Origin of the sequence: Bradyrhizobium sp. 137 (genome assembly GCF_023074095.1) — a bacterium.
Lineage (GTDB): Bacteria > Pseudomonadota > Alphaproteobacteria > Rhizobiales > Xanthobacteraceae > Bradyrhizobium.
In genome coordinates this window covers 121,189-145,741 of sequence record NZ_JADPKU010000082.1, presented here as the reverse complement: position 1 = coordinate 145,741, position 24,553 = coordinate 121,189, and the positions used below count along the sequence as shown (strand labels likewise).

General features: G+C 64.5%; 21 protein-coding genes. 8 read left to right on the top strand and 13 right to left on the bottom strand.

The window, feature by feature from the left end:
• Window positions 1-94: 94 nt before the first annotated feature.
• Window positions 95-802 carry a TetR/AcrR family transcriptional regulator gene (locus IVA78_RS24385; protein ID WP_247279314.1) on the bottom strand — a complete coding sequence of 236 codons (708 nt, stop codon included), beginning with the start codon at window positions 800-802 and terminating at the stop codon, window positions 95-97.
• A gap of 186 nt (window positions 803-988) precedes the next feature.
• Window positions 989-1,837 carry a VOC family protein gene (locus IVA78_RS24380; protein ID WP_247279313.1) on the bottom strand — a complete coding sequence of 283 codons (849 nt, stop codon included), beginning with the start codon at window positions 1,835-1,837 and terminating at the stop codon, window positions 989-991.
• A gap of 221 nt (window positions 1,838-2,058) precedes the next feature.
• Between IVA78_RS24380 and IVA78_RS24375 the strand changes: the two genes are divergently transcribed.
• Together IVA78_RS24375 and rbsK are read left to right on the top strand one after the other, a co-directional pair.
• Window positions 2,059-2,952, top strand: a complete 894-nt coding sequence (locus IVA78_RS24375) for a sugar kinase (protein ID WP_247279312.1) — start codon at window positions 2,059-2,061, stop codon at window positions 2,950-2,952.
• Window positions 2,953-2,969: 17 nt separating this feature from the next.
• Window positions 2,970-3,887 (top strand): ribokinase, encoded by a 918-nt coding sequence (gene rbsK, locus IVA78_RS24370; RefSeq protein WP_247279311.1) that lies wholly within the window; start codon window positions 2,970-2,972, stop codon window positions 3,885-3,887.
• Here rbsK and IVA78_RS24365 read toward each other — a convergent pair whose 3' ends face one another.
• Complete coding sequence (locus tag IVA78_RS24365; RefSeq protein ID WP_247279310.1) at window positions 3,888-5,108, bottom strand: FAD-dependent oxidoreductase; 1,221 nt, start codon at window positions 5,106-5,108, stop codon at window positions 3,888-3,890.
• A gap of 228 nt (window positions 5,109-5,336) precedes the next feature.
• Between IVA78_RS24365 and IVA78_RS24360 the strand changes: the two genes are divergently transcribed.
• Window positions 5,337-6,131, top strand: a complete 795-nt coding sequence (locus IVA78_RS24360; RefSeq protein WP_247279309.1) for an enoyl-CoA hydratase/isomerase family protein — start codon at window positions 5,337-5,339, stop codon at window positions 6,129-6,131.
• A gap of 19 nt (window positions 6,132-6,150) precedes the next feature.
• Here the strand turns inward: IVA78_RS24360 and IVA78_RS24355 are convergent, their stop codons facing one another.
• Entirely contained in the window at window positions 6,151-7,869 is a 1,719-nt protein-coding gene (locus tag IVA78_RS24355; RefSeq protein ID WP_247279340.1) for an IlvD/Edd family dehydratase, read from the bottom strand.
• Window positions 7,870-8,045: 176 nt separating this feature from the next.
• Between IVA78_RS24355 and IVA78_RS24350 the strand changes: the two genes are divergently transcribed.
• From IVA78_RS24350 to IVA78_RS24340, 3 genes are all read left to right on the top strand, one after another.
• On the top strand, window positions 8,046-8,732 hold the full coding sequence (locus tag IVA78_RS24350; RefSeq protein WP_247279308.1) for a GntR family transcriptional regulator: 687 nt from the start codon (window positions 8,046-8,048) through the stop codon (window positions 8,730-8,732).
• 358 nt (window positions 8,733-9,090) lie between these two features.
• Window positions 9,091-10,092: a TAXI family TRAP transporter solute-binding subunit gene (locus IVA78_RS24345; protein WP_247279307.1), complete on the top strand. Its 1,002-nt coding sequence runs from the start codon at window positions 9,091-9,093 to the stop codon at window positions 10,090-10,092.
• A 34-nt stretch (window positions 10,093-10,126) separates the two neighbouring features.
• Window positions 10,127-10,702 carry a hypothetical protein gene (locus IVA78_RS24340; RefSeq protein WP_247279306.1) on the top strand — a complete coding sequence of 192 codons (576 nt, stop codon included), beginning with the start codon at window positions 10,127-10,129 and terminating at the stop codon, window positions 10,700-10,702.
• 167 nt (window positions 10,703-10,869) lie between these two features.
• On the opposite strand, the gene IVA78_RS24335 is transcribed toward IVA78_RS24340, so the two are convergent.
• Window positions 10,870-11,694 (bottom strand): NAD(P)-dependent oxidoreductase, encoded by an 825-nt coding sequence (locus IVA78_RS24335; protein ID WP_247279305.1) that lies wholly within the window; start codon window positions 11,692-11,694, stop codon window positions 10,870-10,872.
• A 91-nt stretch (window positions 11,695-11,785) separates the two neighbouring features.
• Here IVA78_RS24335 and IVA78_RS24330 point away from each other — a divergent pair, with 91 nt between their 5' ends.
• Window positions 11,786-12,754 carry an SMP-30/gluconolactonase/LRE family protein gene (locus tag IVA78_RS24330; RefSeq protein WP_247279304.1) on the top strand — a complete coding sequence of 323 codons (969 nt, stop codon included), beginning with the start codon at window positions 11,786-11,788 and terminating at the stop codon, window positions 12,752-12,754.
• A 195-nt stretch (window positions 12,755-12,949) separates the two neighbouring features.
• Here the strand turns inward: IVA78_RS24330 and IVA78_RS24325 are convergent, their stop codons facing one another.
• Together IVA78_RS24325 and IVA78_RS24320 are read right to left on the bottom strand one after the other, a co-directional pair.
• A complete protein-coding gene (locus IVA78_RS24325) occupies window positions 12,950-14,380 on the bottom strand; it encodes an aldehyde dehydrogenase family protein (protein ID WP_247279303.1) in 1,431 nt (476 codons plus the stop codon).
• 272 nt (window positions 14,381-14,652) lie between these two features.
• A complete protein-coding gene (locus tag IVA78_RS24320; protein WP_247279302.1) occupies window positions 14,653-17,016 on the bottom strand; it encodes a transketolase in 2,364 nt (787 codons plus the stop codon).
• Window positions 17,017-17,149: 133 nt separating this feature from the next.
• Here IVA78_RS24320 and IVA78_RS24315 point away from each other — a divergent pair, with 133 nt between their 5' ends.
• On the top strand, window positions 17,150-17,611 hold the full coding sequence (locus tag IVA78_RS24315) for an Lrp/AsnC family transcriptional regulator (RefSeq protein ID WP_247279301.1): 462 nt from the start codon (window positions 17,150-17,152) through the stop codon (window positions 17,609-17,611).
• Window positions 17,612-17,615: 4 nt separating this feature from the next.
• Here IVA78_RS24315 and IVA78_RS24310 read toward each other — a convergent pair whose 3' ends face one another.
• The 6 genes from IVA78_RS24310 to IVA78_RS24285 all read right to left on the bottom strand — a co-directional run bounded on the left by IVA78_RS24310 (window position 17,616) and on the right by IVA78_RS24285 (window position 24,531).
• The gene (locus IVA78_RS24310; protein ID WP_247468278.1) at window positions 17,616-17,852 is read right to left on the bottom strand and encodes a hypothetical protein; all 237 of its coding nucleotides are present in this window, start codon (window positions 17,850-17,852) and stop codon (window positions 17,616-17,618) included.
• Window positions 17,822-18,430 (bottom strand): alcohol dehydrogenase catalytic domain-containing protein, encoded by a 609-nt coding sequence (locus tag IVA78_RS24305; protein WP_247468275.1) that lies wholly within the window; start codon window positions 18,428-18,430, stop codon window positions 17,822-17,824. The genes IVA78_RS24310 and IVA78_RS24305 overlap by 31 nt, the downstream gene beginning before the upstream one ends.
• A gap of 60 nt (window positions 18,431-18,490) precedes the next feature.
• Window positions 18,491-19,432, bottom strand: coding sequence for a DMT family transporter (locus tag IVA78_RS24300; protein ID WP_247279339.1), 942 nt, complete (start codon window positions 19,430-19,432; stop codon window positions 18,491-18,493).
• A gap of 187 nt (window positions 19,433-19,619) precedes the next feature.
• The gene (locus tag IVA78_RS24295) at window positions 19,620-20,459 is read right to left on the bottom strand and encodes an aldo/keto reductase (RefSeq protein ID WP_247279338.1); all 840 of its coding nucleotides are present in this window, start codon (window positions 20,457-20,459) and stop codon (window positions 19,620-19,622) included.
• Window positions 20,460-20,583: 124 nt separating this feature from the next.
• Window positions 20,584-23,286: a nitrate reductase gene (locus IVA78_RS24290; RefSeq protein WP_247279299.1), complete on the bottom strand. Its 2,703-nt coding sequence runs from the start codon at window positions 23,284-23,286 to the stop codon at window positions 20,584-20,586.
• A 27-nt stretch (window positions 23,287-23,313) separates the two neighbouring features.
• A complete protein-coding gene (locus tag IVA78_RS24285; RefSeq protein ID WP_247279298.1) occupies window positions 23,314-24,531 on the bottom strand; it encodes an FAD-dependent oxidoreductase in 1,218 nt (405 codons plus the stop codon).
• Window positions 24,532-24,553 lie beyond the last annotated feature (22 nt).

Here is a 24,553-nt window from a genome sequence, read left to right as displayed (position 1 = left end):
AAAATCTCGGTGTCATTCCCCGCGAAAGCGGGGAATGACAGCGGAGATTGAGGAACGGCGAATGCCAAATCCGCCAGGGCGCGGGGACGCGCAGCTACGCTGTCTGAACCACCACGCTGCGCGATTTCGGCGCTTTCGCGATCTCGAACAGCGCCAGGGACTGACCCGTCAGCGCAGCCAGCACGAGGCCCACCATGTGCGCCAGCCGTTCGTCCTTGGCCTTCTTGTCCAGCAGATCGCGGCCGAAGATCACGCTGAGCGTCGCCGAATTCGAGAGATAGAAGAAGCAGAGTCCCGCGATCGAGATGTAGAGCTGCACCGGATCGACCGCGACCTGGAAGTCGCCGCTGTCGACGCCGCGGCGCACCACGGTGCGGATCATCTCGACGAAGGGCGAGTGCATCGACTTGACCTTGGTCGAGCGCTTCAGGTGCTTTGCGCGCGCGAGATTCTCCGTCTGGAGCAGCGACAGGAATTCGGGATTGCGCAGGAAGTAATTCCAGGTGAATTCGATCAGCCGCCGGATCGCCTCGGGCGGGTCGAGATGCTCGAGATCGAGCCCGCGCTCCTCGCTGCGGATCTTGTCATAGGCACCTTCAAGCACGGCGAGATAGAGCTCGTCCTTGTTGCCGACATGGTAGTAGAGCATACGCTTGTTGGCGCCGGCCTTGGCGGCGATGCGGTCGACGCGCGCGCCGGCGAGCCCGTGGGCCGCAAACTCCTGCTTGGCGGCCTCGAGAATACGCAGCCGCATCCCCTCGGGATCGCGCTGCCATTTCAGAGTTCGCTTTGCCTTCGCCAAACCGGTTGCTCGCTGGGTGGTCTCAGATCAGCGTGTACCACGAGGAAGTCGTCATTGCGAGGCGCCCTTGCGACGAAGCAATCCAGACTGCCGCCGCGGAGGGCTTCTGGATTGCTTCGCGGAGCCTGTCATCGGGCCGCGCTTCGCGCGGACCCGTTGGCTCGCAATGACGGAGGAAAGACTCCCTCAATCCACCGGCTTCGGCGAACGCTCCAGCAGCACGGTCTGGATGCCGCAGGTGCCGTTCCGCACCGTCATCACCCGCGTGCCCGGCTTGCGGCCGTTGCGGACCTCGGAGACCTCGAGACCGGCAGCGATCAGGCGGGCGCGGGTGGCGTCGATGTCGGCCACCCGCCAGCTCAGGCCCCAGAGCAGGTCGTGCGCGGCATCGCCGCCTGCCACCGGGCGGCGCACCACCTCGACGATGAGATCGCCGCAGCGGAAGAACATCAGCTGGCCCCAATCCTGGTGGGAGCGGTCGAGCGCCAGATCGAGCCCGAGCCGCGCGCCATAGAGAGCGGCGGCGCGCTCGGAATCTTCCGTGGTGATCACGACGTGATCAAGCGCCTCGATCGGCGCGATGTCGGTCGCAACGGACTTGGGGCGCTCGTCGGCGAGCTCGAGGAAGAAAATGCGCACGCCGCGCGTGAGCTCCGTGGCGGCACGCGTGCGCTTCCAGTGCAGCACGGCATCGGATGCGGCATCGCTGCTTTCGACCTCCGCGACCGGATCCGGTCTCAGGGCCACGCGCTCCAGCCGGCGGTGCGTCTTGCTCATGTCTGCGACGCGAAAGCACAGGCTGGCGAGCACGCCCTCCTGATCGTCGAGCAGCGCGCGCATGCGGTCGGCGGCGACACTGAAGCCGCTCGGCGCCATCAATTCGATCGTCATGTTGTCCAATGTGAACAGGACCCGGTCGGCGCCCTCGCCGGAGTTCTGCCAGGCCGGCGCGCGGGCGAGCAGCGTCTGATAGGCCGCTTTGGCCGCACCGATATCCCTGACCAGGACGACGACGTGATCGAGCCCGATGATCATCTTCCCCCCTTTATCGACTCTTAATTGACCTGGAACCCCTGGGCCGAAAGACGGCGTTTGTCCGGGCTTGGCATTGGCCTGTCATGGTCGTATTCCGGCACCATGCTGACCTCAAGCGCTCCGGGCGGCAGATTTGCGAATAATTTCAGCGTCCCTCCGGAGCGGAACCGGTGCTAGAGTAAACGCGCCGGCCGGGACCACAAGCGCATCACGGACAAGCAATGCAGGCTCTCTTCATCGGACAGACCTATATCGACGTCGTCTTCATCACCGACCACATGCCGACCGGCGACGAGAAGCACGTAGCTTCGGACTACGCGGTTTCGTTCGGCGGCAACGCGGTGACGGCGGCGTTCTGCTGCGCCAAGCTCGGCATCGTGCCCGATCTCATCGCAACCGTCGCCAATGACTGGCTGGGGCGCATGTTCCAGGACATGTGCGCGAAATACGCAATCTCGCTGCACGGGCGGAAGGTGAACCAGTCCTCGCTCTCCTTCATCATGCCCAAGGACGGCAAGCGTGCCATCGTCCGCTGCCGCGACGACGAGCACATCCATCCGTTTCCGATGCTCAATCTCGGCGGCTGCCGCGCGCTGCATGTCGACGGCCATCAGCCGGATGCCGCGATCCACTACGCAAAAGTCTGCCGCGAGGCCGGCATCCTGACCTCGCTCGACGGCGGCGGCCTGCGCACCAACACGCATGAGCTCTTGGAGTTCATCGACGTCGCCATCGTCGCCGAGCGGCTGTGCGAGCAGATGGACCTGACGCCGGAGAAGATGCTCGATTACCTCAAGAGCCGCGGCTGCAAGATCGGCGGCGTCACCATGGGCGAGAAGGGCCTCTTCTGGTACGACGAGACCGGGACGGTGCAGGTGATGCCGGCGATGCCGATCCCGCGCGAGCGCGTGATCGACACCAATGGCGCCGGCGACGTCTTCCACGGCGCCTATGTCTATTCCTACCTCGCCCATCCCGGCAAAAGCTGGCGCGAGCATTTTGATTTCGCCCGCGCCGCCTCCACCTTCAAGATCCAGCGCCTCGGCAACGAGGCCGGCCTGCCGACGCTCGTCGACATCGCCAAGGTCAGGCACGAATTCGAGGTCAGGGTCTAGCGTTCGAAGGGTGTGTCATGGGTCGCGTCTTCGTCGCGGGCAGCATCAACATGGATGTGGTGGCAACAGCCGACCGCCATCCACGCGTCGGCGAGACCGTTGCTGGCAAGCAGGTGCTGTATTTTCCGGGTGGCAAGGGCGCGAACCAGGCGGTCGCCGCGTCGCGGCTTGGCGCCAGGACCACGCTGATCGGGCGGCTGGGAAAGGATTCGTTTGGGACCGAGCTGAAGGCTTTCCTTCGCAGTCAGGGCATCGATCTCGGCTACGTGCAGCAGACGGCTGACGCGCACACCGGTACGGCCATCATCACGGTGGCGGAGGCTGACAATACCATCGTCGTCATCCCCGGCGCCAATGCATTGGTCGACGCTGATGACGTCAGCGTCGTGCCGCTGCTGGAGGGCGACGTTGCGGTCAGCCAGTTCGAAATTCCGCTGCCGGCGATTGCCGCGTTCTTCCAGCGGGCACGCGCCGCCGGAGCCACGACGCTGCTCAACCCGGCACCGGCGCAAACCATGCCCGGCGAGCTGCTCGCGCTGGTCGATATCCTCGTGCTGAACGAGACCGAGCTCGGCTTGCTCGCCGGGACCGAGCTCTCCGACGGCAACGAGGCCGCGCGGATCATCGACGTCGCGCGACAACTTCAGGCGCGGCGGGACCAGACCATCTGCGTCACGCTCGGCAAGCGCGGCGTGCTCGCGCTGGCGGGGCGCGAGGAAATTTCGGTGCAGGGGCGCACGGTGAAGGCGGTCGACACTACCGGCGCCGGCGATTGCTTCGTCGGCGCGCTCGCGGCGCAACTGGCTGACGGCGCGACACTGCGCGACGCGCTCACGTTTGCCAACGCGGCCGCTTCGATCAGCGTGCAGCGGATGGGCGCGGGGCCGTCGATGCCGACGGCAAAGGAAGTGGCTGCCGTGATCGACGCAAGCTGATCACGCCAGTGCGCTCTTCAGGTCAAAACTCTCGTCCGCAGCCTGCTCCGGTGTGATCGAGCGGTCCATGGCCTGCAATCGGCGCCCGAACATGTGGTCGCCGGCGCGGTTGATCGACTCGATGCCCAGCAGCGTCTCGCCCTTGTAGCAGAACGCCGAAAACGCCTTGCTCGCGGGGTTGCCGCGCAGCACGACGCGATCGTAACCGGTGGTGAGGCCGGCGATCTGGAGCTTGTCCTCGCCCTGGTCGCTCCAGAACCAGGGATGGCTGTCATAGGGCTTGCTGTCGCCGGTCAGCCGCGCCGCGAGGCAGCGGGCGTGATCGGTGGCGTTCTGCACCGATTCCAGCCGCAGCGAACCGCCGAAGCGCGGGCTTGCGAACAGCGCGCAGTCGCCGATCGCCGAAATATCGGGATCAGCCGTCGCAAGATATTCGTCGACGACGATGCCGGCGGCAACGGGAAGGCCCGCTTCAGCCGCGAGCTCGATGTTCGGCAGCACGCCGACGCCGACCACGACGAGATCGGCGGGCAGATGCCGTCCGTCGCTCAAGGAGACGCCGGTGACCTTGCCGCCTTCGGCTTCGATGGAAGTGGCCTGTACGCCGAGATGGATGCGGATGCCGGCCCCGCGATGCCGCGCCTGAAAATATTCGGAGACCTCCGCCGTCACCGCGCGCGCCATCACGCGCGGGGCGAGCTCGAGCACGTCGACCTCGAGGCCCTTGATCCGCGCGGTGGACGCGAATTCGAGGCCGATGAAGCCGGCGCCGATGACCACGACGCGTGCCTTCGACGGGATGACCTGGCGCAGTGCCTCGCTGTCGTCGAGGATGCGCAAGTATTTCACGTCGGGCAGATTGGCGTTGGGCAGGTCGAGCAGGCGGTTGCGCGCGCCCGTGGCCAGCACGAGGTGACCGTAAGGCAGCGTCTCGCCCGAGGCCAGATGCAGCTTGCGGTCGGCGCGGTCGATCGAGACGGCGCGGCCGGCGATCAGCTCGATCTTCTGGTCCTGGTAAAACTTCTCCGGCCGGAACATCAGGCTCTCCGGCCCGGCCGAGCCCTTGATGTAGGCTTTTGACAGCGGCGGCCGCTGATAGGGCAGATGCGCCTCGTCATTGATCAGGCAGATGCGCTGCGAAAAGCCCGCCTGGCGCAGGGATGCCGCGACCTGATAGCCGCCATGGCCGGCCCCGACGATGATCACCGGACCATCCGTCATTGGACAGCCCACTTCCGCAAGACACGAGCGTGACCCATGTCGTCTCCTCTCTCGCTGATTTTGGTTTGCTGGCCTGACGAGGAGCCGGCGCTCGTGTCCGTTCCTTGGCGAAGGCGGGCCCATTTGAGCCTATCGTTCCGCCCAGCGCAAGAGCGGCGGGCGGGGATTGTCACCCCTCGCCTTCTGCGATTTAGTTGCAGCAACGAACCTTTTGCCGGGGATTCTCAGATGCCAGCTCCTATCTCCCAGCCCGATGATCCCGCCCTGCTGCGGATCGAAGGCCCGATCGCGACCATCACGCTCAACCGCCCTGCCGCGTTCAACTCCATCAACCTGGCGATCGCGCAGAAGCTCGAGCAGCTCGCGGCCTATATCGAAGGCGCGGACGACATCAAGGTCGTTGTCCTCGAAGGCGAAGGCCGCGCCTTCTCGGCCGGCGGCGATCTTCAGACGATCGGGGCAGCCGCCGAAGCAGGCACGGTGGCGCCCGTGGTCGGCGAGCTCTTGAAGCACTATCACGCCTTCATCGAGATCATCCGCCGCATGCCCAAGATCTCGCTGTCCAGCGTCCACGGCTCTGCCGCCGGCGCCGGCATGGGGCTCGCCTTCGTCACCGATCTCTGTATTGCCGCCGACGACGCCAAGTTCACGCCGGCCTATGCCAAGATCGGCGTGTCGCCGGACGGCGGCTCCACGGTCGGCATCGTCGGCACGGTCGGCTCCCGCCGCGCGCTACAAATCTTCCTGTCCGAGGATAATTTTACCGCGCAGCAGGCTTACGAGTGGGGCCTGGTTGCCAAGATCGTTCCCGCCGCTGATCTGAAAGCAGCCACGCAAAAACTCGCCGAGCGTCTCGCGCAAAACCCGCCGGCGGCGATCACCGGCACCAAATCGCTCGTCTACCAGGCCGCGACCACGCCGGTGAAGCAGCAGTTGGATGCCGAGGAGCACAAGATCATCATGGCGATGAACACGGAGGAGTTCCGCGCCGCCGTGAAGAAGTTCACCAGCAAGGGCAAGTAGCTGCCGTGGGGCTGGTCCCTCACTCCTTCTCAGTCTTTGGTCCAGTCCTCTGCATGAAATCGAAGTCGCAGCCCTCGTCGGCCTGCATGATGGTCTCATTGAACAACCAAGCGTAGCCGCGCCGGGCCTCTTCCGGCGCTGCGGCCGGCTTCAACGCGGCGCGGCGCCGCTCGAGTTCGGCGGCATCGACCAACAGCTCAATGCTGCGCTTGGCCACATCGAGGCGGATCATGTCGCCGTTCTGCACCAGCGCGAGTGGCCCGCCGACAGAAGATTCCGGCGTGATGTGCAGCACGATGGTGCCGAACGCGGTGCCGCTCATGCGTGCGTCCGAAATGCGCACCATGTCCTTGGTGCCGGTCCGCGCGAGCTTCTTCGGGATCGGCAGATAGCCCGCCTCGGGCATGCCCGGCGCGCCCTTCGGGCCGGCATTGCGCAGCACCAGCACGTCGTCAGCCGTGACATCGAGGTCGGGATCGTCGACCCGCAGGGTCATGTCCTCGACGGATTCGAAAACCACCGCGCGCCCGGTGTGCTGCAACAGCTTTGGACTGGCGGCCGATTGCTTGATGACCGCACCGCGCGGCGCGAGATTGCCGTGCAGGACGGCAAGACCGCCCTCCTTCTTGATCGGATTGTCGCGCGAACGAATCGCGTCCTGGCCCGGCACGTGCTCCGCATTCGCCACGACGTCGCGTAGCGTCTGGCCGCTGATCGTCCCGGCATCGAGATCGACGAGATCACCGAGCTGCGCCAGCAGTTTCGGCACGCCACCGGCGTGATGGAAATGCTCCATGTAATGTTCGCCGGACGGCTTGAGATCGACCAGCACCGGCACCTCGCGGCCGATCTGGTCGAACACTTCGAGATCGAGCCGGTACGGCGAGCGATGCGCCATCGCGGTCAGATGGATCAGGCCATTGGTCGAGCCGCCAATCGCCTGAAGCACGACCTGCGCGTTCCGGAACGAGGCCGGCGTCAGCAACTCGCTCGGCTTCGGCCCCTTCGTCTTTGCCATCTCGGCGGCGACTTTGCCGCTGGCCTCCGCAAGACGGAAACGTTCGGCGTGCGGCGCCGGGATCGTCGCGCTCATCGGCAGCGACAGGCCCATGGCTTCGATCATGCAGGCCATGGTCGAGGCCGTGCCCATCACCATGCAGGTGCCGACGGACGGCGCGAGGCGGCCGTTGACTGCTTCGATCTCGGCATCGCCCATGTCGCCGGCGCGGTATTTTGCCCACAACCTGCGGCAATCGGTGCAGGCGCCCAGCACTTCCCCCTTGTGATGGCCGACCACCATGGGCCCCACGGGGATGACCACGGTTGGCAGATCGGCGCTGATCGCCGCCATCACCTGCGCAGGAAGAGTCTTGTCGCAGCCGCCGATCACGATCACCGCATCCATCGGCTGGGCGCGGATCATCTCCTCGGTGTCCATCGCCATGAGATTTCGCAAGTACATCGAGGTCGGATGGGCAAAGCTCTCGGCGATCGAGATGGTCGGGAATACGAACGGCATCGCGCCGGACAGCATCACGCCGCGCTTGGCGGCTTCGATGATCTGCGGGACGTTGCCGTGGCAGGGATTGTAGTCGCTATAAGTGTTGGTGATGCCGACGATCGGGCGCTCCAGCGCATCGTCGGAATAGCCCATGGCCTTGATGAACGCCTTGCGCAGGAACAGCGAGAAGCCGGCATCGCCATAGCTCGTCAAACCCTTGCGCAGGCCACTCGTCATCATGCCACTCCTTCCGAGTTGCCATCGTGGTACATTCTCGCCCACGATTGTCAATAAGATTGGCCAATATTGTCGCACTTTCTGGGCTTTGGCGTCTCTTGCTGTGCAGATTATTGACAATCCAAGCCTCCCCTGCTCCACAGGACGAACCGGCCGACCGCCGGGAGGCTAAGGGCATGTCCGACATTCGCACTCCTGAGGCAATTCCGGTCCGGCGCGACGATCCGGACGACGTCGTCGCGCGCCTGGAAGAGGACATCATCTTCGGCCGCCTTGCACCGGGCGCGCGCCTTACCGAGGACGCGCTGATGTCGCGCTACGGCACCTCGCGGCACTTCGTGCGCCAAGCGCTGCTGGATGCGGAGCGGCGCGGCATCATCCGTCGTGAGAAGAATGTCGGCGCCACCGTACGGTTCTACTCGGCCGAGGAAGTCCATCAGATCTACGAGGTGCGGGAGATGCTGACGCGGCAGGCTGCGCTGATGATCCCCCTGCCCGCGCCGCAAGGCCTGATCGACGAACTCTCCGCGTTGCAACGGCAATACTGCGCAAGGGCCGACGCGCAGGATCTGCGCGGCATTCACGAGGCCAACGACGCCTTCCACCTTGCGCTGTTCTCGGCCTGCGGCAATCCCTATCTGGTGCGCTCGCTCCAGGACTACATGAACCTGACGCTGCCGATGCGCGCGAAGAACCTCGCCGATCGCGAGGGCCTCGCACAATCGCGGCGCCAGCACGAACTGATGATCGAGCTGCTCAAGGGCCGCGACAGTTGGGCGCTCGCGCAACTCTGCGTGGATCACATGCAGTTCAGCAAGAAAGATTACCTCAAGCGCATCGCCGATGATGGGGCCGGACTCTAGGTGAGCAAGTACCTGCCACGAACGAGCCGTATACGTCCAAAAAGGAACGCCGCTAGCCGGGGCGCGTTGGAAGGCTCGAGCGAGATTCATGCGCGCGCGTAGCCGGGTGACGATCGATCGGAACATGTCAGCCCAAGGGAGGGCTGGCTACCGCACAGGTTTGAACATAAGGGTCTGCGGAGCGATGCGGGCCGGTTTGTTCTTCGCACTGATTGCAGCGGCCTGGCTCGGCGGACAGGTCCAGGAGTCCCTCGCACAACGGCAACCTTCCGCGTCTCCGAGTGAATCCGGGAAAGCGTCTCCGCGAAAAGAAAGCGCCCCCCGGAAAGAAACGAGACGACCTGCGGACCCATTTACGGTGGGCTTCGTCACCGGTACGCCGCAATGCACTGAATTCGCAATAGCTCAGGACATTGCGACCACACTGGCCAGTGGCCAGGAGACGGGTCCGCATGGCGAAGTCGCTTTGCGGGTCGTGCCAATCGTGGGAAACGGCGGCACCCGCAGCATCCTCGACGTGCTCACTCTGGCAGGTGCCGACGTGGCGATCGCACCTGTTATCCTGGTCGACCGGCTCCGAGAGGCAAAGACGTTCGGAGACATCTCCGATAAGCTTGCCTACATTGCCTCGCTCCATGTCGAAGAGTTCCATCTCCTCGCACGGCCGGAGATCGCAAGCCTGACGGATCTTGCGGGGAAGAGGGTCAATCTTGGCGAGGACGGCAGTGCGGGCGCCGTGCTTGGCCGCGAGGTGCTGAACCGTCTGGGCGTCAAGATCAGCGAATCCAACCTGGGGCCGGACGCCGCGCTGGAGGGGATGCGGAAGGGAGACATCTCGGCCGCCCTGCTGGTCTCAGGAAAACCAGTCAGCTTCCTCGCATGGGCCGGGCAGGCCAAGGGCATTCACTTCTTGCCCATCCCCTATTCCAACGAGCTGCTGCAGCAAAACTATCTGCCATCGACGCTTCGCCACGAGGATTACCCAGATCTCATCGGGGTCAATGCAGCTGTGGACACGATCGCGATCAAATCCGCTCTGTTCGCCTACAACTGGCCGCCACGCAGCGAACGGTTTCGGCTGCTGGAATTGTTCGTCCAGACACTGTTCACGCGTTTTCCTGAATTTCTCGGCGACGCACATCACCCCAAATGGCGCGAGGTCAACCTGGCCGCGCTCCTCCCTGGATGGCAACGATTCCGACCGGCAGAGCGCTGGCTCCAGCAGCAATCCGGCGGCGAGGCCGCGCTTCGCAAGGCGTTCGGCCGGTTCCTCGAGGGAAAGCCAACCGCCAATCCGCCAGACCGCGAAGAATTGTTCCGGGATTTCCTGCGCTGGCGAGAACGCAATCCGGATAAGTGAGCAAAATTTGGCAGGCAAATTTCGGGAGGTGTCGATGCGCAACGCGCTTGTGAGCACAGCCTTGGCTGCGTTGCTCGCCTTGATCGCCGACGTGAGGCATCCTGCAGCGCAATTTGCTCCCTTCTTTCCGCCAGCGCCGCAGACGTTCGCACCGACCACCGCGCCGCCGGCCGACACGACCGAGCAAACCAGGACAGCCCCTCACCGAAGCAGCAAGGCGGATAGGAAGCACGAAGAGAAGCACGAAGTCGTTCGTCGGCCGCCAAATCAGCGGAAGGTCGCCGAAAAAAACGGATACAAGCGGGTCAGCGATCTCGTGAATTTCCCGAAGTTCTTTCCGGGCCTCGGCATCATCTTCGTCAAGCCCGACGCTTTACCGCTGGGGCCGTTCCTGTGCTTCGATCGCAGGGATCGCTTGGTGGCGACCGTGTACATGGTCCCGAACAAGGACATCGAAGATCGCAAGTCATTGGACGGGGCGGGGTCCGCGGCACCGGTTGATCATGTCAGCCTCTACTTCAACGCGGGTCACCCCGGCGTGGATGTGCCGCATTACCATGTGGTGCTCTGGCACGTGACCAAGAAACAGGAAGCGCGGGTTGCAAAATGACGTGGGCCAGCTCATGCGATCACACGGGCTCCGCCTTGTTCGAGCACGTCACGAACGATTTGCCCGCGGCGCTCGCGGACATGCGTTGATCGGCTACAATTGCCCGCCTTGAGCCGCAGCCGGGCGCTTGGTCCGACTGCAGCAAATGTCAGGCATGGGAAACCCGTCTACCGCTTATTCCAGTCGATGATCCGGCTCGCGTCGCCGTCAAACTCGTTGCTGCAGAAGGCGCCGCCTTGATAGTGATCACCGATCGGATCCGGCTTGAGCTTGGCCTGCTCGGCCATTGCGTGCGCCACATGATCCTCAGAGCGGCCAGTGGGGCGATAGCCGAACTCGTAGGCGCGGTGGTTGTCCCACCAGGCGCGCTCGTTCAGGGACACGCCGTAGAAGATCTCGAAATGGATGTCGGGATGCTCGAGCCCGATCTGGCAGAGCTGCACGAGGTCGTCGGGCTTGAGCCAGATCGCGAGCCGGCGATGGTCGAGCGGCATGTCGCCGAAATTGCCTATGCGCAGGCAAGTCACCTTCAGCCCGTGCTTGTCGGCGTAGAGCGCGCCGACGGCCTCGCCGAACACCTTGCTGACGCCATAGCGGCCGTCGGGGCGCGGGGTGACGTCGGTACCGATCTTGTGGTGGCGCGGATAGAAGCCTACGGCATGGTTCGACGAGGCAAACACCACGCGCTTGACGCCCTTGCGGTACGCGGCCTCGAACAGATTGTAGCAACCGATGATGTTGGCCTGCAGGATGCCGTCCCAGGGGCCTTCGACCGAATAGCCGCCGAAATGGATGATGCCGTCGACGCCCTCGCAGATCGCCTCGACCTGCGAAATGTCGGAGAGGTCGGCGGCCTTGAACTGCTCATTCGGGCCGAGATCGGCAGGCTTGCGGATGTCACTGAGCAGCAGGTCCGGGTAGATCGGCGGCAGCAATTTCCGCAGCCGCGTACCAATCCCGCCCGAAGCTCCCGTCATCAAAATGCGCGGCATGTCGTTCCTCGTATGTAGCGACCGATTTGCGGCCGTAGATATCTGATGCTAGCAGACTTGCACAGAGGGAACGCAACAACGAGACCTGCACATGAACGATGCATCGTCCCACACACAAGGCTGGCGGCCGGCGACCTATTACCCCGATCCGGCAATACGTGCACTCGATCCCCGCTTCGAAAAATACTGGCTAAAACTTTCGGCGGTGGAGCGGCTGGCGACCGGCCTGCGCTGGGCCGAGGGGCCGGTGTGGTTCGGCGACGGGCGCTACCTCTTGTGCAGCGACATCCCGAACCAGCGCATCATCAAATGGGAGGAGGAAACCGGCACCGTCAGCGTGTTCCGGAAACCCTCGAATTTCGCCAATGGCAACACCAGGGATCGCCAGGGCCGGCTCGTCACCTGCGAGCATGGCGGCCGCCGTGTGACCCGCACCGAATATGACGGCACCATCACCGTGCTGATGGATTCGTTCAATGGCAAGCGGCTGAACTCGCCGAACGACGTCGTGGTGAAGTCCGACGGCTCGATCTGGTTCACCGATCCGACCTTCGGCCTGCTCGGTAATTACGAGGGCTACAAGGCCGAGCCCGAGATCGAACCGAACGTCTACCGGCTCGATCCTGCGAGCGGCAAGGCGACCATCGTCGCAGAAGGCGTGCTCGGACCGAACGGGCTGTGCTTCTCGCCGGACGAGAAGATTCTGTACGTCGTGGAATCGCGCGGCGTGCCGAATCGAAAGATTCTCGCCTATGACGTCGCGGCGGACGGCACCACGGTCGCCAACAAGCGCGTCCACATCGATGCAGGTCCCGGCACGCCGGACGGCATGCGCTGCGACATCGACGGCAATCTCTGGTGCGGTTGGGGCATGGGGGATCCCGAGCTCGACGGCGTGGTCGTGTTCGCGCCTGACGGCGTCATGATCGGCCGCATCGCGCTGCCCGAGCGCTGCGCCAATCTCTGCTTCGGCGGCGTCAAGCGCAACCGCCTGTTCATGGCGGCGAGCCAGTCGATCTACGCGTTGTACGTGAACACGCAAGGTGCGCTCGGGGGATAGGTGCTCCGGTCGTCATTGCGAGCCAACGGGTCCGCGCGCAGCGCGGCCCGATGACAGGCTCCGCGAAGCAATCCAGACTGTTTCCCCGGAGACGGCCTGGATTGCTTCGTCGCAAGGGCTCCTCCCAATGACGGAAACGAAATACGCCGGAGCGGTTTCCCGCTCCGGCGTCAAATTTGGTTCAGACGATAAAGGTTACGCCGCGTTGAAGCCGGCGACGGCCTTCACTTCGAGGAAGTCTTCCAGGCCGTACTTGCCCCACTCACGGCCGTTGCCGGACTGCTTGTAGCCGCCGAACGGCGCGGTGCGGTCGTTCGGCACGCCCTGAAGGTTGACGTTGCCGGCGCGGATCTGACGCGCCACCCGCTTGGCGTCCTCGACGGTCGCGCCCGAGACGTAGCCGGCAAGACCATATGGCGTGTCGTTGGCGATCTTCACCGCATCCGCCTCGTCCTTGGCGCCGATGATGGTCAGCACCGGTCCGAAGATTTCCTCACGGGCGATCGTCATGTCGCTGGTGACGTCGGCGAAGATGGTCGGGCGGACATAGAAGCCCTTGTTGACGCCTTCGGGCAGGCCCGGGCCGCCGGCAACGAGCGTCGCGCCCTCGTCGATGCCCTTCTTGATCAGCGCCTGGATCTTGTCCCACTGGCCGCGGTTGACGACCGGACCGATGGTGGTGCCTTCGGCGCGGGGATCGCCTGCCTTGGTCTTGTCGGCGACAGCCTTCGCGATCGCGGCGACTTCCTTCATCTTCGACAGCGGCACGATCATGCGCGAGGGCGCGTTGCAGGACTGGCCGGAGTTGTTGAACATATGCATCACGCCGCCGGTCACCGCCTTCTGCAGGTCGGCGCCTTCGAGGATGACGTTCGGCGACTTGCCGCCGAGCTCCTGGCTGACGCGCTTGACGGTCGGAGCTGCGCGTTTCGCCACGTCGATGCCGGCGCGGGTCGAGCCGGTGAACGAGATCATGTCGATATCGGGGTGCTCGCTCATGGCGGCGCCGACCTCGGGGCCGAGGCCGTTGACGAGATTGAACACACCCTTCGGCACGCCCGCTTCATGCAGGATCTCCGCGAAGATCAGCGCCGAGGTCGGTGTGAACTCCGACGGCTTCAGGATCATGGTGCAGCCGGCGGCGAGCGCAGGCGCAACCTTGCAGGCGATCTGGTTCAGCGGCCAGTTCCAGGGCGTGATCATGCCGACCACGCCGATCGGCTCGCGCAGCACCATGGCGGTGCCGACCGGCTCCTCGAAATGGTAGTTCTTGAGCACGTCGAGCGTGGTCATGAGATGGCCGAGGCCGGCGCCGGCCTGGAGCTTCTCTGCCATCGGCAGCGGCGCGCCCATCTCGTCAGAGACGGCGGCGCCGATCTCCTTGAGGCGGCCCTTGTAGATCTCAATGATTTTCGTGAGCAGCGCGACGCGCTCCTCGCGGCTGGTTTGGGAGAACGTTACAAAGGCGCGCTTGGCGGCGGCAACGGCCTTGTCGACGTCGGCCTTGGAGCCCAGCGCAACCTCGTACATCGCCTCTTCCGTCGCCGGATTGACCACGGCGGTGGACTTCTTGACGGCGGGATCGACCCAGGCGCCGTCGATATAGAATTGCATGCGATTGACCATCGTTAACCTCTTCTTGGGGGCTTGGAGGGGGCGTTTCGGCAGGCATCCTTGCACGAAAGCGCCGGCAATTGAACCCGCCATATGCGGGGCCAGCGTTGCGGCGGACTGAGGCTATATGAGCCGGCGGTGGGAACGTGGCAAGGTTCTCTCGATCGTCCATTCCGGGGCGGCTCGAAGAGCCGAACCCGGAATCTCGAGATTCCCCGGTGCGCAATTGCGCACCTGAGGTTCGCGCTAACGTGCGCCCCGGAATGACAGCGGAGTCAACTCAACTATACCGCCATCTTCCGGTGCAGCACCGGTGCGCCGGTGGTGAGGCTTTCGGCCGCATCGATGATGGCGTTGGCATCGATGCCGTGGTGCCGGTAGAGGTCGGCGATCGTGCCGGTCTGACCGAACTGCTCGACGCCGAGTGCCTCGACGCGGTGGCCGCGGACGCTGCCGAGCCAGCCGAGCGCGGCGGGATGGCCGTCGATCACGGTCACGATGCCGCAGTCGCGCGGCAACGGCGCCAGCAGTTTCTCGATGTGGCTGAGATGCTGCACGCCGCGGCGGTCGCGCCGCAATCTTCGCGCGGCGGTCCAGCCAGCGTGGAGACGGTCGGCCGAGGTGATCGCGAGCAGGCCTACATCGCGGCGACTCTCGCCGATGAAGCCGGTCGCCTCGATCGCTTCCGGCGCGACTGCGCCGGTATAGGCGATCACGACTTCGGCATTCGGCCCCGGTTTGCGCAGCCAATAGGCGCCCTCGGTGATGCCCTGCCTCAGCTCCGGAGTCATGATGCGCTGCGCCTGCTCGATGCTGCGCGTCGACAGCCGCAAATAGATCGAGCCGCCCTCGCCGGCCTCGCGCTGCATGTGCTCAAAACCGAAAGCCATGATGACCGCGAGCTCGTCGACGAAGGCCGGCTCGAATGAGGCGAGCCCATCCTGCGCCATCCCAATCAACGGCGTTGCGATCGACTGGTGTGCGCCCCCTTCGGGCGCAAGCGTGATGCCCGATGGCGTTGCCGCCACCATGAAGCGCGCATCCTGATAACAGGCATAGTTCAGCGCATCGAGACCGCGCTCGATGAAGGGATCGTAGAGCGTGCCGACCGGCAGCAGCCGCTCGCCGTTGATCTGATGCGACAGGCCGAGCGCCGAGAGCATGATGAACAGGTTCATCTCGGCGATGCCGAGCTCGAGATGCTGCCCCTTGGGGGAAGCATCCCAATTATAGGTCGAAGGAATTTTCTCGCTGCGGAATAAGTCCGCCTTCTCCGCGCGGGCGAACAGGCCGCGGCGATTGACCCAGGGGCCAAGATTGGTCGAGACGGTCACGTCAGGCGAGGTCGTGACGATGCGCTTCGCGAGCTCGCTGTCGCTGCGCGCGATCTCGTTCAGCACGAGACCAAAGCCCTGCTGGGTCGACATCTGCGGTGACGGCTTGAACGCGAGCTGCTGAGGCACCTCGACCACGGGTGCGCTCAAGCGACGGCCATCCTGGTTGAACGGCACCCGCGCCAGAAAAGCTTCGAGTTCGGCCGGGTCTTGCGCGAGCCCCTCGAACTTGTCCCATTCATGCCCGGGCCGGATGTTCTGGCTGTCGCGAAACTTCTCCATCTGCGCGACCGTCATCAGCCCCGCGTGGTTGTCCTTGTGACCCTGGAACGGCAGGCCGACGCCCTTGATGGTGTAGGCGATGAAGCAGACCGGGTGATCGTGGTCGATGGACTCGAACGCCTCCAGCATGCTCGCCATGTCGTGGCCGCCGAGATTCGACATCAGCGCCAAGAGCTCGTCGTCGCTGCGCTTGTCAATCAGCTTGGTGATCGGGCCCTGGTCGCCGATCTCATCGTGCAGATGCTTGCGGAACGCCGCGCCGCCCTGAAAACACAGCGCTGCATAGAGCGCGTTCGGACAATTATCGATCCAGCGCTTCAACGCCTCGCCACCCGGCTCGGCAAAGGCCTCGCGCATTAGCCGGCCATATTTCACGATCACCACGTCCCAGCCGAAATTGCGGAACATGGTCTCGAACTTTTCCCAGAGCCCTTCGCGCACGACGGCATCGAGCGACTGCCTGTTATAGTCGACCACCCACCAGGTGTTGCGCAGGCCGTGCTTCCAGCCTTCTGCAAGGGCTTCGAAGATGTTGCCCTCGTCCATCTCGGCATCGCCGACCAGCGCAATCATCCGCCCTTCGCGGCGATCCTTCATCCAGCCATGCGCCTTAACGTAATCCTGCACCAGCGAGGCGAACAGCGTCTGCGCGACGCCGAGGCCGACCGAGCCGGTGGAGAAATCGACGTCGTCGACATCCTTGGTGCGTGAGGGATAGGACTGCGCGCCCTTGAAGCCGCGAAAATTCTCCAGCTTCTCGCGGGTCTGCCGGCCGAACAGATATTGGATGGCATGGAACACCGGGCTCGCATGCGGCTTCACTGCGACGCGATCCTCAGGTCTCAGCACGCTGAAATACAGGGCCGACATGATGGTGGCGAGCGAGGCGGATGAGGCTTGGTGGCCGCCGACCTTGAGGCCGTCCCCGCTCGGGCGGATGTGGTTGGCGTGGTGGATGGTCCAAGACGAGAGCCACAGCGCTTTGCGGCTAAGGGCGGTCAGGATGTCGAGGCGGGCGGAATCAACGGGCATGGCAATGCTCCCGGAAACAGGTCGGCCGATGATACGCCTGCCGGCCGCGCCAGACTTCTCAATTTTTCGCGCCATACCCGCTTGTCTTGGGATACTTTACCAACGGAAGGCCAAATATACAGGTTTGATCCCAATGCCCGAGCTCGACACCATCGATCGAAAAATCCTCGCGCTGCTCCAGACCGACAGCCGCATGACCATGCAGGAGCTTGCCGACAAGGTCGGGCTCTCGGTCTCGCCCTGCCACCGCCGCGTCAAGCTTCTGGAGGAACGCGGCGTCATCTCGCGCTACGTTGCGACCGTCGACCAGAAGGCGCTGGGGCTACACGTCAGCGTCTTCATCTCGATCAAGCTGGCGCGGCAGAAGGAGGAAGACCTCAACCGCTTCGCCCGCGCGATCTCGAAATGGGACGAGGTGCTGGAATGCTATCTGATGACCGGCAATCGCGACTATCTGCTGCGCGTGGTGGCCGCCGACCTCGCCTCCTACGAGACGTTCCTGAAGACCAAGCTGACCCGGCTCGACGGCATCGCTTCGATCGAATCGAGCTTTGCGCTGAGCCAAGTGAAGTATTCGATTGCGCTGCCGGTGTAGCGTATCACCGCCACGGCTGCACGATGATCTTGGTGTGCGCCTCGGGATTGGCAAGATCGGCGAACGCTTTTGCGACGCCGTCTATACCGACCTCCGCGGTCACCATCGCCGCCGCATCCACCTGCCCTTCCGCGATGAGACGCAGCGACGCTGCGAACTCGTCCGGGGTGTAGCCGAGCACGTACTGGACGTTGAGCTCCTTCATGATGCCTAGCATCGGCTCGCTTTTGTCGGTTTCCATGCAGACGCCGACCACGACAACGCGCGCATCGCGCGGCGCGCCTTCGAACACCTGCTGTAACAGGCCGGGCACGCCGACAGCGGCACCTCGCCGCCACGGATATTGGCTTTTGCGACGGCATGGACGCCGACGGCGAGCGGCTCGGTCAGCGCAGCATGTTCCGGCGCAAGGCCGTTTGGCACTTCGAGCAGCAGCGGCTCGCTGAGCAGCATCGCCTCGGCATAGCCGCCGATATTGTCGTTGGAATAGCCGATGCCCTCAATGCCCTGCGGCGTCACCAGGGCCGGCAGCGAGCAGACCCGCGTCCCCGGCCTAAGCTTGCGTTCGGTGCCCGGTCCGTAGTCGACGATCTCGCAGCAGAACTCATGACCGAACACGACGTCGCGGCTGAGATCCATCGGCTTGCGGCCGGTCTTCCGCGCCATCTCCACCATGCGATGGGCGTGCTGGCGTGCGTGCAGATCGGACCCGCAAATGCCGCAGGCGAGCGTCTTGACCAGAACCTGGCCGGGACCCGGCGTCGGCTCCGCCATCCGGTCGACAACAATCTCACCGTTCCTGAAAATCGCAGCGCGCATCCGGCTCCTCCCGTGGTGTTGGAGCCATTGGTACCACGACGCGCGACGCGCGATCTTGCCTCAGGGGTTCGGGGAGCGCTCTTCCAGCACCAGGAGTTGGGCGCGGCGCACCCGCTCGCGATGGGCGATGTAAAGGCCGCTCGCGACGATGAAGGCCGCGCCCACGATGGTCCAGAGGTCAGGCACCTCACCGAAGATGAAGAAGCCCAGAATGCTGACCCAGAGCAGCTGGGTGTAGGAGAACGGCGCCAGCACCGAGGCATCGCCATAGCGATAGGCCAGCACGATGATCCACTGGCCGACGGTAGAGGCAACTCCGATCACGATGCCAAGCCCGATCGCGGTCCAGCTCGGCGTGACCCAGACGAACGGCACCATCACGGAAAGGATCGCAACGCCCGTCAGCGCCGAGTAAGCCATGGTGGTGAGAACCGCCTCGCGACCGCTCATCATGCGCGTCAGGATCAGCGCGGCAGCCCAGCAGAACGCCGAGATGATCGGGAAGAACGCCGCGGCATGAAATGCGCTGGAGCCCGGGCGCAGGATGATCATCACGCCGGTCAGGCCGATCGCGGTGGCGATCCAGCGGCGCAATCCGACCTTCTCGCTCAGGAAGATGATCGACAGCGCGGTGACGAACAGCGGTGAGACGAAGCCGGTGGCGGAGGCTTCCGCAATGGGGAGGAAGCGGAGACCGGTGATGAAGAACAGGGAGGAGCCGAGCAGCGCGGCGCCGCGCATCAATTGCAAGCCGAGGCGCTCGGTGCGCATCGCATGCAGCGGCGAGCCCGGCAGCATCACCGGCGTGAACATCAGCGCGAAGGTGACGAAGCGGATCCAGGTGATCTCGATCGACGGCAGGCTGGTCGAGAGATATTTCGCGGTGACGTCGGATGTGCCGAGAAACACCGTCGACAGCAACACCAGCGCAATGCCTTTGAAGGGATGATCGACGCGCGCGGGCGCGCGGCGAACTTCCTGCTTCTTCTCCGGCACGGGCATGGGAATATTGTCGAGCCTTGCGGCTGCGGCGGGCGGCGGTGTCACGGCTGGAACCCGGGAAAATGCGAATCGAGAACGCTCGTAAAAAACGACAAATGCGCCGCGCCCGCAACTTCCGAAAACAGGATGCCGATATGCGCTGACGCCCGCGCGCGTCAATACTCCATTAATAATGAGCGTTTGTGCATTACAACATGGGCAGGCTGCGCGGCTTCGGCCCGCGCGGAAACGCCGCATCGAGCGCCGCAATCTCGTCTTTCGTCAGCACGAGATCGCCGGCAGCCGCATTTTCGCCGGCATGTTCCGCGGACGAGGCTTTCGGAATCGCGAACACCGTAGTTGCACGGGTGAGGAAGCTTAGTGCGACCTGACGCGGCGTCACGCCACGCGCCTCCGCAATGCGCCCGAGCACGGCACCACCCTTGCTGCGCGCGTCCGGGAAATCGTCATGACCAAACGGCGAATAGGCGACCACGGCGACACCATGCCGCTCACACCAGGGAATCACGGCATGCTCGATCGCGCGTTCCTTGAGATGATAGAGCACCTGATTGCATGCGATCCGCCCCTCGCCCGCAACCTCGAGTATTTCGTCAAGATCCCCGGCGTCGAAATTGGAGACGCCCCAGGACTTGATCTTGCCGGTCTTCACCAGCTCTTCGAACGCGGCGACGGTGTCCTCGAGCGAATAGGAGCCGCGCCAGTGCAACAGATAGCAGTCGAGCCGATCGGTCTTCAGCCGTTTCAGCGAACGCTCACACGCCGTGATCGTGCCGCGGCGCGAGGCGTTGCTCGGCAGCACTTTTGAGACGAGGAACACTTCATCGCGACGGCCCGCAATCGCCTCCGCAATGACGAGCTCGGCATCGCCATACATCTCGGCGGTGTCGATGTGGGTCATGCCGAGATCGAGCCCGCGCTGAAGCGCGGCAATGGTGCGGTTGCGGTCGCCACGGTCGAGATACCAGGTGCCCTGTCCGATGACGGAGACGTTGGCGCCGGTCGTGCCGAACGAGTTTAATTTCATCTGCAATCCTCATCTCCGCTGCCTATGTCGTCCTGGCGAAAGCCATTACCACAGGGAGATGTTGTTACAGAAGACGGTGGCGACAGTTCTGTTCCGCGCGCGATGAGATGGGAGCAGCGCGCCGCTACCCCGCCGCCCCCGCAAGCTTGCCCTGCTTCGCCGGCACTTCCGTCGTTGCAATCAACCGCTTCAGCTCGGGGATGCAGGAGCCGCAATTGGTGCCGGCCTTGAGCTTGCCGCCAATCTCGGCCGCGGTGCGCGCCCCGGCGGCGATGGTGTCGCAGATGGTGCCGCGGCCGACGCCGAAGCAGGCGCAGACGATCGGCCCGGTCGAGGCCGCGCCCTCCGTCGACTTGCCTGCCAGCAGCATGCGGCGCTGCTCGTCGGTGACGTGATCGGAGGCAAAGGCATTTCTGACCACTTCCCAATCGCCGGCATCATGCCCGGGGCCGACGAACAGGCAGGCCTCGATGCGATCGCCCGCGAACGAGGCTGCGCGATAGATGCCGCCGCCGAAATCGCGATATTCGGCAACGTCCTCGCCGGCGACGCCGTCGAGCCAGGCCGGCCAGCGCGATAGATCCGCATTGTCGGCGAACAGATAGCCGAAACCGCCGGGGACCGTGACGCGGGTCCACAACAGGTTCGGCGGCAGATCGAGCTGCTGTCGCGACAGCGCAAAGCCGCGAAAGACGTATTCGTAAGGCGCGATCGCGACTGGGGTCGCCTTGGACTCGGGCTGTCCGGAGAACGGATCCGTGAACGGCTGCACCAACGCCCCGACGCGGCCATGCGAGGCATTCATCGCGCTCCAGTGGATCGGAACAAACAGCGTGCCGCGCTGCTGGCGTTCTGTGACAGCGACCTTCAGAATGCACTGGCCGTAATCAGTGCTGACGCGGGCATAGCCGTCATCGACGATGCCGTATTTGCTGGCGTCGTCCGGGTGGATCTCGACAAACGGCTCGGGCAGATGCGCGCCGAGCCGCTGGCTGAGGCCCGTGCGCGTCATGGTGTGCCACTGGTCGCGGATGCGTCCGGTATTGAGCCTCAGGGGACGCGAGGCGCCGGTCTCGCTGCGCAACGCCGGCACTTCCGGCGCGACGAAGCGGCCCTTGCCGTCATTGGTGAAGAAGCCGCCATTCGCGAAGAAGCGCGCGCCGGGCGCCTCGCCTTGGCGCGCCGGCCACTGCACCGGCTTGAGGGCATCGAAAGCGTCGTCCGACAGCGAGGTCAGGGCGCCGATGTCGAAATCACGGCTGCCGTCGTTCTCGAAGGCCGAGAGCGCCGCGTGCTCGCGAAAAATCTCGGCGGCCGATTTGTAGTTGAAGCTGTCGCCGAAGCCGAGACGTTTTGCGGTCTCGCTCAGGATCCACCAATCGGGGCGCGCCTCGCCGGGCGCCGGCAGGAACGAGCGCTGGCGCGAGATGCGGCGTTCGGAGTTGGTCACCGTGCCCGACTTCTCGCCCCAGGCGAGCGCCGGCAACAGCACATGCGGACCCGCCTCAACCGTGTCGTTGGAAAGCACGTTCTCGGAGACCACGAACAGCTCGAGCTTCTTCAGCGCCTCGCGCACGAAGTCGGCATCGGGCAGCGACACCGCGGGATTGGTGCCCATCACCCAAAGCGCCTTGACCTCGCCGCAGTCGATCGCCTCGAACAATTGCACTGCCTTCAATCCTTCATGGGTGGCGATGCGCGGCGCCTTCCAGAACCGTCTGACACGATCGATGTCGGGCGGCGTGAAGCCCATATGGGCGGCAAGCATATTGGCGAGGCCGCCGACCTCGCGGCCGCCCATGGCGTTGGGCTGGCCGGTGAGCGAGAACGGCGAAGCGCCCGGCTTGCCAATGCGTCCCGTCGCAAGATGGCAGTTCAGGATCGCGTTGACCTTGTCGGTGCCCTGCGCCGACTGGTTGACGCCCTGCGAATAGAGCGTGACGACGCGCGGCGTGTCGCGGAACATCTGAAAGAAGGCCGCAACATCCTGTTCGGAGAGGCCCGTGGCCAGCGCGGTCGCAGTGACGCTGCCAGCAATGTTGCGCGCGCGAGCCAGCGCATCGTCGAAACCCGAGGTGTTGTTCGCGATGTAGTTCTGATCCAGCGCGCCGTTGTCGGCGAGATGGATGAACAAGCCGGAAAACAGCGCGGTGTCGGTTCCGGGCTTGAGGCCGAGGAACAGATCGACGTCATCAGCGGTGTCGGTGCGGCGCGGATCGATCACGATCATCCGCGCACCACGCTCCTGCCGGTTCTTCAGCATGCGCTGGAACAGCACGGGATGGCACCAGGCCGCATTCGATCCGACGAAGACCAGCAGGTCAGCCTGGTCGAGATCCTCGTAGCAGCCGGGCACAGTGTCGGCGCCGAAGGCGCGGCGATGACCGGCGACCGAGGACGACATGCACAGCCGCGAATTGGTGTCGACATTGGCGGTGCCCACAAAGCCCTTCATCAGCTTGTTGGCGACGTAATAGTCCTCGGTAAGCAATTGGCCGGAGAGATAGAACGCGACTGCGTCGGTGCCGTCGCGCGCCACGATGTGCTGCATGCGGTGGGCGACGTGATCGAGCGCATCGCTCCAGGCGACGCGCTCGAGCACGCCCTTGCAGCGGATCATCGGATAGAGCAGACGGCTTTCGAGGCCGACGGTCTCGCCCAGCGCCGAGCCCTTCGAGCACAGCCGGCCGAAATTGGCGGGATGCTCGGGGTCGCCCGCGATAGCCGCGCCGCCCTTGCCGTCCGGCGTCGCCAACACGCCGCAGCCGACGCCGCAATAGGGACAGGTCGTCTTGGTCGTGCGGAGCGCGGGATCGATCGCCGTCATATCGAACTGCCTTATCAAGCCGCCTTGTCAAGCCGCCTTGGAGGGACGCGCTAGCGCGCGGCCGAACATCATGTCGGTGCGGATCGCCGCCACCTTGTCGCGATTGCGGATCAGTTCGAGATACCAGAGCGCATCGACGGTATCGCCGATCAGCACGGCACCGGTGAGCCGGCCGTCAGCAATGACGAGCTTCTTGTAGGTGCCGCGCCTGCGGTCGGTGAGCACGAGGCTCTCGCTGCCCTCGCCGCCCATGAAGTCGCCGGCCGAGAACACGCCGACGCCAGAGACTTTCAGATTGGTCGAGACCACACTGCCCTGGTAGGCGGCCGGACGGCCGGCCAGATGCCGCGCCAGCACCCGCGCCTGCTCGTAAGCCGGCTCGACCAGGCCATAGCAGATGCCGCGATGCTCGGCGCATTCGCCCAGCGCGAAGATGTCGGGCGAAGCCGTCTGCATCACATCGTTGACGACGACGCCGCGGTTGACAGCGATGCCGGCGTCCTCGGCCAGTGCAACGTTCGGCTTGATGCCGGCGGCGAAGATCACGGCGTCGGCCTCGATACGGCTGCCATCGGCAAGCTCGACGGCCTCGACACGGCCCTCGCCATGAATGCGGGCGGTCGAGGCATTGAGCAGGATCCGGATGCCCTTGCGCTCGACCAGCGTCTTGAGCAGATCGGCGGCCGGCCCATCGAGCTGGCGCTCCATCAGCCGGTCCATCAGATGCAGCAGCGTCACCGGCGCGCCGGCCTTGGCAAGTCCATACGCCGCTTCGAGACCGAGCAGGCCGCCGCCGACCACGATGACGCGCTTCTTCGCCGCAGCTAGCGTCAGCAACAGATCGACGTCGCGCGTATCGCGGAAAGTGTGCACGCCGGCTAAATCGGCGCCCGGCACGTTAAGCCGCAGCGGCGTCGAGCCGGTGGCGAGCACCAGCTTGGAATATTCCATGCTCTCCTCACCGGCGATCTTGAGCTCGCGGCGGCCGGTATCAATCTCGGTGACCCGATAACCGTAGCGCACCGTGACGCCGCGATGGCGCCACCAATCGGCCGGCCGGAGCTCGATCTCGTGCGAGCCGGTCTCGCCAGCCAGCACGGATGAGAGCAGCACGCGGTTGTAAGCGAGCCGCGGCTCTTCGCCGATGACGGCGACCGCGTAGCGGCCGAGCGCGGTCTTGGCGAGCTCATCGACCAGTCGCGCGGCCGCCATACCGTTACCGACAATGACGAGCGGTTCACTCATGGCAATTCCCTATTCCATAGCC

Bases quoted from the DNA above. Each gene is read 5' to 3' on its own strand.
- IVA78_RS24380 (WP_247279313.1), bottom strand. From the start codon at position 1,837: ATGATCATCGGGCTCGATCACGTCGTCGTCCTGGTCAGGGATATCGGT.
- IVA78_RS24375 (WP_247279312.1), top strand. From the start codon at position 2,059: ATGCAGGCTCTCTTCATCGGACAGACCTATATCGACGTCGTCTTCATC.
- rbsK (WP_247279311.1), top strand. From the start codon at position 2,970: ATGGGTCGCGTCTTCGTCGCGGGCAGCATCAACATGGATGTGGTGGCA.
- IVA78_RS24365 (WP_247279310.1), bottom strand. From the start codon at position 5,108: ATGACGGATGGTCCGGTGATCATCGTCGGGGCCGGCCATGGCGGCTAT.
- IVA78_RS24360 (WP_247279309.1), top strand. From the start codon at position 5,337: ATGCCAGCTCCTATCTCCCAGCCCGATGATCCCGCCCTGCTGCGGATC.
- IVA78_RS24355 (WP_247279340.1), bottom strand. From the start codon at position 7,869: ATGACGAGTGGCCTGCGCAAGGGTTTGACGAGCTATGGCGATGCCGGC.
- IVA78_RS24350 (WP_247279308.1), top strand. From the start codon at position 8,046: ATGTCCGACATTCGCACTCCTGAGGCAATTCCGGTCCGGCGCGACGAT.
- IVA78_RS24340 (WP_247279306.1), top strand. From the start codon at position 10,127: ATGCGCAACGCGCTTGTGAGCACAGCCTTGGCTGCGTTGCTCGCCTTG.
- IVA78_RS24335 (WP_247279305.1), bottom strand. From the start codon at position 11,694: ATGCCGCGCATTTTGATGACGGGAGCTTCGGGCGGGATTGGTACGCGG.
- IVA78_RS24330 (WP_247279304.1), top strand. From the start codon at position 11,786: ATGAACGATGCATCGTCCCACACACAAGGCTGGCGGCCGGCGACCTAT.
- IVA78_RS24325 (WP_247279303.1), bottom strand. From the start codon at position 14,380: ATGGTCAATCGCATGCAATTCTATATCGACGGCGCCTGGGTCGATCCC.
- IVA78_RS24320 (WP_247279302.1), bottom strand. From the start codon at position 17,016: ATGCCCGTTGATTCCGCCCGCCTCGACATCCTGACCGCCCTTAGCCGC.
- IVA78_RS24315 (WP_247279301.1), top strand. From the start codon at position 17,150: ATGCCCGAGCTCGACACCATCGATCGAAAAATCCTCGCGCTGCTCCAG.
- IVA78_RS24310 (WP_247468278.1), bottom strand. From the start codon at position 17,852: ATGGAAACCGACAAAAGCGAGCCGATGCTAGGCATCATGAAGGAGCTC.
- IVA78_RS24305 (WP_247468275.1), bottom strand. From the start codon at position 18,430: ATGCGCGCTGCGATTTTCAGGAACGGTGAGATTGTTGTCGACCGGATG.
- IVA78_RS24300 (WP_247279339.1), bottom strand. From the start codon at position 19,432: ATGCCCGTGCCGGAGAAGAAGCAGGAAGTTCGCCGCGCGCCCGCGCGC.
- IVA78_RS24295 (WP_247279338.1), bottom strand. From the start codon at position 20,459: ATGAAATTAAACTCGTTCGGCACGACCGGCGCCAACGTCTCCGTCATC.
- IVA78_RS24290 (WP_247279299.1), bottom strand. From the start codon at position 23,286: ATGACGGCGATCGATCCCGCGCTCCGCACGACCAAGACGACCTGTCCC.
- IVA78_RS24285 (WP_247279298.1), bottom strand. From the start codon at position 24,531: ATGAGTGAACCGCTCGTCATTGTCGGTAACGGTATGGCGGCCGCGCGA.